We start from the raw sequence: 6737 nt of genomic DNA, 5'->3' as shown, positions 1-6737 counted from the left end.
TTACGTTAGGTACCTCTGCAGATCTTAGGCACTCTAACGAATTCTAATTACGTTAGGTACCTCTGCAGATCTTAGGCACTCTAACGAATTCTAATCACGTTATTTGCTTTCCAGACGGCTTTTACACATTCTAACGAATCGTAGTATCGCTATTTGAGTAAAATCGGCCTCTAAGAGACTTTACAGCGGCAAATAAGAGTATGAGGATTCGTTAGGTTTTCAAAAAGACCAAAAATCGGCAAATAGTGATATCAGGATTCGTTAGACGTCGATTGATGGGCGGAAGAAGTGAATAGTACGTTCTCAATCTATTAAGCTTTCCGGTCCCAGGGCCGGAAAGCTTTTTTGTGGTGTAGAAGCCCCGATCTGTGCATTAATCCAGCGTTTATCTCTATTTTCAGTTCCACTTCCACATCTATTGCTAGCTTTAGCTCTGTATTTACTCTTACTTCCGTATCTACTTCTACTTCCACCTTTACTTCCACATCCATTTCTAGCTTCAGCTCTACTTTCACTTCTACTTTCGTATCTACCTTTACTTCTACTTCTATCTGTGTTCCTACTTTACCTTTCCTCACAAAAATCTCTAGCCGTACAACGTTTATGAAAAGTTGCAGAAACAAGATTGCGACCTGAGATTTGACCTGATACGCTGAATGGAACGGAGTTTCAAGGGGGAAGGAAGAAAAATGAAGAAAAATCCGAGGAAGATGCAAATTGTTGAGGCTGCGGCAAGGACCATTGCAGACCGGGGATACGAAAGCGCCTCGATCAAAGAGATCGCAGCCGAGGCCGGCTTGGCCGCCCCCGGACTGGTCCACTACTATTTCAAGACAAAAGAAGATATTTTGCATGAAGTGGTGCGGCAGAGCCGGGACCGCTACGAAGAAGAGTTCGAAGAAGTGCTTCCGGGCGCGTCTCCGGAGCTGCGTGAAACGAATGCATCGCCGAGGAGAACGGCGGACGGCGGGCGCGAACCGGAATGGTATAAGCTTCGATACGAGCTGTTTGCCCAAGGCCTTCGCAGCACGGCATTGGCTGGCGAGGTAGCAGATCTGCTTGAGACCGGCCGTCAGGGCATTGCCAGTGTGCTTGATTCGACACTGGGTGATATTGAACCTGACGAACGCGAAGCTCTGTCTGCTGTTCTGCTCGCCTGCTTTGACGGCTTGGCGCTCCAGAAGCTGCTTCAGCCCGACCTCGATCTGGAGAAAGCCTACACCCTGATCGAGACTATGATTATCGGCCGGTTTCCGGCGTCCGAGTAAACGGGCTTTCCTCAATCTGTCTTAGAGCGTATTTGAAGACACGCCCTGGTGCTCGGAATCAAGCCAGGCGATCAGCCTTGTTTCCTGAAGCAGATGATGCCGGTAATGCATTTCTGTCAATTGCATCTGCCAGCTGCATCTGTCAGGCATGAGATACTTTCTCCTCCGTACCGTCCTTCTCGTGTTCCCCTTGATCAAAAGCGTCCGTCTGCCCGGGTGCATCCAGTCGGCGGACGCGCTGAACGACCGCACCTGCTTTGTCTGCCATCCTTTGCGTGCGGTAGAAATCACTCAACCGGCGCGCATGCTCTAACCAGAGACGTTGCAGCCGCAAAGCTTCGTCCGTCGACCATGAGTAGCCGTGTCCCGCCAAATAATCCCCGGTATAAGCGTTCAAGACTGCCTCATGCCTGTCCAGCGAATCAGGACTAATCCGTGGCAGGGCCATCACTGCTTCCTCCCACTGCCACGCATCGACATTTATACGTTCGGTCTCAAGACGGTAACCGGCTGCAGGACTCGCTTTGACAATTTCCATGTCCAATCCTTCGTCCTTCAACGCTGTACGAACATTGTAAATCGTGTTGTACAGCTGTGACGCCGCCCGCTCGGGTTCAAAGCCTGGCCACAACAGTTCCAGCAGCTTTTCCCGATTGACCGTATGTCCCTTGTTATACAGTAAATAAGCGAACAGCTCTTGGGCTTTGGACGTTCTCCACTTGATATAATCTTCTCCTGTATCCGGCCGGTATACTCTCAGAGAACCCAGGCAGCGTAGGGAAGGACTTTCAGGTACGGTCCGTCTTGGACGACCTGCCGCTTCCAGACGGTGGCGAGCCATGTCGAGCGTACGGCCAAGCCTTTTGCGGTCGACTGGCTTTCTCATATAGTCCAGCGGATAGACCCGGTAAGCCTCGGATGCATAGCTGTCACAGCCGGTTGTAAATACAATTTGAATTCCGGCATCCAGGGAACGTATCCGGTCCGCAAGCTCCAGACCTCCGATTTCCGGCATTCCGATATCGAGAAATACGAGGTCGATCTCCAAGGCCTCAACCTGCTTTAATGCCTGAATTGCGTCGCTGCATACTCCCACAATTTGTACTTTGTCTTCCTGCTCCAGCATGCTCTTCAAATGCAGAAGCGCCAATTTTTCATCATCTACCAGCAGCGCTCTCATCACTCTGCCTCCGCTCACTTTCAAAATTATAAAAATTCGCTTGGATAGCCCCTTCACAATTCTTTGGCTGTTTGTTGGATTTCGTGCCAACTCATTGCGGCTTCCTTCAAAATAACAATCGTACATCTACAAAAAATATACAGATATGCAAAGAGTCACGTATCCGTAAATTCATTTCGACAAAACTTCCCTATATGACATTTGTCATCTCAACAAACTGACGTTTATGACTGTGTCAGCATCTGCAATCCCCGTATACTTGTAATCAATAGAGGCGTTCCGAGGAATGTCCGCGAAAGGGGAATTCATCCATGAGCATGTCCCAAAGCCAAAACCCGATTACGGAACTCAAAAAACACATGAAACCCTACGAGAAGTCCGATACCAGAGCCAGCGTTATGCAGCTGTTCAATACGATCATCCCACTTATTATTTTCTGGGTCGGCGGCTACTTGGCCCTGTCCGTCTCCTACTGGCTGGCCCTCCCGCTTCTGCTCGTGGCTTCCGGCTTCGTGATCCGGACATTCATTATTTTCCATGACTGCACGCACGGTTCTTTCTTCAAAAACAAAAAAGCTAATGACATTGTCGGCACCATTACAGGCGTCATTACGATTATGCCGTACCGCAAATGGAAATACAGCCATACGATGCACCACGCGACGAGCAGCAACCTTGATAAGCGCGGCGAAGGCGACATGTGGCTGCTGACGATTGAAGAATACGAAAATGCTTCCTTCTGGACACGCTTGGCTTACCGTTTTTACCGTAACCCGCTTGTCATGTTCGGAATCGGACCGATCTTCGTCTTCCTGATTCAAGGACGCTTCAACCGTAAAGGCGCGAAAAAGCAGGAGCGTTACAATACTTACTTGACGAACATTCTGCTTGTCGGACTGTATGCACTGCTGATCTGGGCAATGGGATGGCAGGCATTCGTGCTTGTGCAGGGTCCGGTCTTCTTCTTCTCCGGCATGCTCGGCATCTGGTTGTTCTACGTGCAGCACCAATTCGAAGACTCCTACTTTGAGCACGAAGAAGAATGGAATTACGTGAACGCAGCCGTCGAAGGCAGCTCGTATTACAAACTGCCGAAGCCGCTGCAGTGGATCACGGGCAACATCGGCTTCCACCATGTGCATCACTTGAGTCCGAAAGTACCGAACTACAATTTGGAAAAAGCGCATGATTCCTCGATTCCGCTGCAAAAAGCGACGACAATCACGCTGCGGACCAGCCTGCAATCTCTCAAATTCCGCCTGTGGGACGAAGAGACCAAGTCGTTCACCGGCTACCGGAAAGTGCGCAGCGGACTGCCGCAGAACGCTGTACAGACTGTATCGCGCGAATCGAACAAATAATATCCGCTCCTGTACCGCGACTGACACCTTTACCTTATCTGCGCGGTCGGCGAGCCAACAGTTCGACCCCCGAAGCATGAGCTTCCGGGGGTCTTTAAATTTACCGATAACATACAAAAAGACGAGAGCACTTGGGAAAAAGGGGGGCCTCAGGTTATAATGTTGACAAAAAATGAAGCGGCGTACGGGAATGAAAGTCTCTCATCGCTGCCGGCATCGGTCTACGGAGGGCGGAAATTCATGCAGAAGTGGTACCAGATTTTCCAGCGGAGCACCGGACTCAATCCGTACGTATGGGTCGTTTTCTACATTCTTCCGTTTTATTTTATTTTCCGGTCGTCCACCGTGTTCCATACCGTAATGGGAATATCGCTGGTTCTCGGCTTCTTTATCTGCTACCTGCTTGCCTTCGCTTCTAAAGGCCGGATCCGCTATTTCTGGACAAGCATGCAGTTGGCGGTTTCTGTTACCATGACGCTTATGTTCGGTTATGTGTATTTTGCAGTATTTCTGGCTTACTTTGTCGGAAACATTCGCAACAAACGAGGATTTTTCATCCTGTATTCCATCCAGCTGACCGCCGCACTCGCTTCCGTCTACTTAGGATTCCTCCGGCATGACCCGCTGATGATCGCCCAATGGCCGTTCGTTGCTCTCACGATTATTGCCGTGATCCTGCTGCCGGTTACGACTTACAATCGCAACCAAAGCGAACGGCTGGAAGGACAGCTCGAACATGCCAACAAGCGGATTTCCGAGCTGGTCGTCATGGAAGAGCGCCAGCGCATTGCCCGCGATCTGCATGACACACTAGGCCAGAACCTGGCACTAATTGGCCTCAAAAGCGACCTGGCCGCGAAACTCGTCACCAAAAATCCGCAGCGGGCGGAAGACGAAATTCGAGATGTCCAGCAGACCGCCCGGGTCGTGCTCAAAGAACTCCGCGAGCTGGTTACACAGATGCGCGGCACGCACATCGAAGACGAAGTACACCGATTGCGGCAGATTCTGAAGGCTGCGGAGATCGAATTCACACTGATCGGCGATCCGGCCAAGACGCGCACGTCGCTGCTGAATGAAAACGTCGTCAGCATGTGTCTGAAGGAAGCGGTCACCAATATCGTCAGGCACAGCGGAGCAACCGCCTGCCGAGTAAAGATTGAGCCGACGCCCGGCGAGCTGATCGTACAGGTTGCCGATAACGGAAGCGGTCTTCGAGAAGGAGGCAGCCGGACACGCGGAAGCGGCCTGCGAGGTATGCGTGAGCGCCTGGAATTCGTAAACGGTAGTCTCGAGATTACTTCCGATTCTGAATCGGGCAGCGGAACACTGCTAACTATGCGGATTCCGTACGTACTCGCGCAGCGCGACCCAAACACAGCAGAAGCAGACATCCAGACACAAGAACCAGCGCGGGAATCAGGACGCGACTAAAATAAGGAGGGGTAGGCGTGATAAAAATCGTGATTGCGGAGGACCAGCGCATGATGCTCGGCGCTCTGGCCTCGCTGCTCGATCTCGAGGATGACATGGAGGTCGTTGGCCGCGCAGCAGACGGCGAGGAAGCGATTCAGCTCGTTCGGCTGCACAAGCCGGACATCTGTGTCATGGACATCGAGATGCCTCATAAAACAGGATTGGAAGCTGCAGAGGAATTGAAAGGTTCCGGCTGCCGCGTGCTGATCCTGACCACCTTTGCGCGCTCCGGCTATTTTGAACGTGCAATCAAGGCGGGGGCACACGGCTACCTGCTCAAGGACAGCCCAAGCGAAGAACTGGCGGATGCCATCCGCAGCGTAATGTCCGGCCGACGCATCTATGCGCCCGAGCTTGTGGACGATGCGCCTTACGCCGAAGAAAATCCGTTAACCGAAAGGGAGAGGGAAGTGCTGCTGCTGATTTCCGAAGGCAAAAACACAAAAGAAATCGCAAGCCAACTCTCCCTTACCAACGGAACGGTCCGCAACTATGTCTCGGTTATTTTGGACAAGTTAGGTGCCGGCAACCGGATTGAGGCGATTACAACGGTCAAGGAAAAAGGCTGGTTCAAATGAACCGGCCTTTTAATATGTACGGAAACGATACCTATTCGAAAACCTGTACAACCTCGCCCCTTTTGCGCTATGGTAAACAGAGAATTTTCCTCAACCAGAAAGGTGTGCGTACAATTGCGGATTAACAAATATATCGCCGAGTCCGGCTTTACGTCGAGACGCGGCGCGGACAAGATCATTGCCGAAGGCAAAGTAACCATTAACGGTGTCAAAGCGGACCTGGGCAGCCAGGTGGAGCCGGGCGACGACGTACGGGTAAGCGGCAAACGAATCAAGGAAAAAGCGGCGCAGGAGAACGTCTATATCGCGCTCAACAAGCCCGTCGGCATCACCAGTACGACCGAGCGCAGCGTCAAAGGCAATATCGTCGACTTTGTCGGCCACTCGCAGCGAATCTTCCATGTCGGCCGCCTGGACAAAGATTCCGAAGGCTTGATTCTGCTGACGAACGACGGCGACATTGTAAACGAGATCCTTAGAGCGGAGAACCGCCACGAGAAGGAATACATCGTCACGGTCGACCGCCCTATCACCCCTGAGTTCCTGAAAAAGATGGCGGCTGGCGTCGAGATTCTGGATACGAAGACACTCCCGTGCAAAGTGGAGCAGCTGTCGAAGTTCGTGTTCCAGATCACGCTGACCCAGGGTCTCAACCGTCAGATCCGCCGGATGTGCGAAGCGCTCGACTACAACGTCCGCGCGCTCAAGCGCATCCGGATCATGAATATTCACCTGAACAGCCTGCCGACCGGCAAATGGCGCGATCTGACAGCGAAAGAGCTGGATCGGCTGTTTAAAGATTTGAATTATACGCCTCGCAACAGCTAATCGTTTTCATACAAAAGACGAACCCTTGAGGGTTCGGTTCAGGCTG

Annotated in this window: 8 protein-coding genes; 5 read left to right on the top strand and 3 right to left on the bottom strand. The window is 51.7% G+C overall.

Going from position 1 to position 6737, the window contains the following annotated elements:
* Positions 1-311: 311 nt before the first annotated feature.
* Entirely contained in the window at positions 312-578 is a 267-nt protein-coding gene (locus F456_RS0119235; protein WP_018978688.1) for a hypothetical protein, read from the bottom strand.
* 111 nt (positions 579-689) lie between these two features.
* Here F456_RS0119235 and F456_RS0119230 point away from each other — a divergent pair, with 111 nt between their 5' ends.
* The gene (locus F456_RS0119230; RefSeq protein WP_018978687.1) at positions 690-1268 is read left to right on the top strand and encodes a TetR/AcrR family transcriptional regulator; all 579 of its coding nucleotides are present in this window, start codon (positions 690-692) and stop codon (positions 1266-1268) included.
* A 21-nt stretch (positions 1269-1289) separates the two neighbouring features.
* On the opposite strand, the gene F456_RS25040 is transcribed toward F456_RS0119230, so the two are convergent.
* Together F456_RS25040 and F456_RS23065 are read right to left on the bottom strand one after the other, a co-directional pair.
* Positions 1290-1418, bottom strand: coding sequence for a hypothetical protein (locus tag F456_RS25040; protein WP_018978686.1), 129 nt, complete (start codon positions 1416-1418; stop codon positions 1290-1292).
* A complete protein-coding gene (locus F456_RS23065) occupies positions 1411-2448 on the bottom strand; it encodes a response regulator (RefSeq protein WP_018978685.1) in 1038 nt (345 codons plus the stop codon). Before F456_RS23065 ends, F456_RS25040 begins: the two co-directional genes overlap by 8 nt.
* A 317-nt stretch (positions 2449-2765) precedes the next feature.
* Between F456_RS23065 and desA the strand changes: the two genes are divergently transcribed.
* From desA to rluF, 4 genes are all read left to right on the top strand, one after another.
* The gene (desA, locus tag F456_RS0119215; RefSeq protein WP_026293996.1) at positions 2766-3809 is read left to right on the top strand and encodes a Delta(5) desaturase DesA; all 1044 of its coding nucleotides are present in this window, start codon (positions 2766-2768) and stop codon (positions 3807-3809) included.
* 240 nt (positions 3810-4049) lie between these two features.
* Entirely contained in the window at positions 4050-5243 is a 1194-nt protein-coding gene (locus tag F456_RS23060) for a sensor histidine kinase (protein ID WP_083923749.1), read from the top strand.
* A 17-nt stretch (positions 5244-5260) separates the two neighbouring features.
* Positions 5261-5863 carry a response regulator transcription factor gene (locus tag F456_RS0119205; protein ID WP_018978682.1) on the top strand — a complete coding sequence of 201 codons (603 nt, stop codon included), beginning with the start codon at positions 5261-5263 and terminating at the stop codon, positions 5861-5863.
* A 114-nt stretch (positions 5864-5977) separates the two neighbouring features.
* The gene (gene rluF, locus F456_RS0119200; protein WP_018978681.1) at positions 5978-6691 is read left to right on the top strand and encodes a 23S rRNA pseudouridine(2604) synthase RluF; all 714 of its coding nucleotides are present in this window, start codon (positions 5978-5980) and stop codon (positions 6689-6691) included.
* The last annotated feature ends 46 nt before the right edge of the window (positions 6692-6737 follow it).

The sequence above is a fragment of the Saccharibacillus kuerlensis DSM 22868 genome (assembly GCF_000378145.1).
GTDB lineage: Bacteria > Bacillota > Bacilli > Paenibacillales > Paenibacillaceae > Saccharibacillus > Saccharibacillus kuerlensis.
The sequence above is the reverse complement of the archived record's forward strand: the minus strand, read 5'-3'. Positions and strand labels throughout refer to the sequence as shown.

Bases quoted from the DNA above. Each gene is read 5' to 3' on its own strand.
- F456_RS0119230 (WP_018978687.1), top strand. From the start codon at position 690: ATGAAGAAAAATCCGAGGAAGATGCAAATTGTTGAGGCTGCGGCAAGG.
- F456_RS25040 (WP_018978686.1), bottom strand. From the start codon at position 1,418: ATGCCTGACAGATGCAGCTGGCAGATGCAATTGACAGAAATGCATTAC.
- F456_RS23065 (WP_018978685.1), bottom strand. From the start codon at position 2,448: ATGAGAGCGCTGCTGGTAGATGATGAAAAATTGGCGCTTCTGCATTTG.
- desA (WP_026293996.1), top strand. From the start codon at position 2,766: ATGTCCCAAAGCCAAAACCCGATTACGGAACTCAAAAAACACATGAAA.
- F456_RS23060 (WP_083923749.1), top strand. From the start codon at position 4,050: ATGCAGAAGTGGTACCAGATTTTCCAGCGGAGCACCGGACTCAATCCG.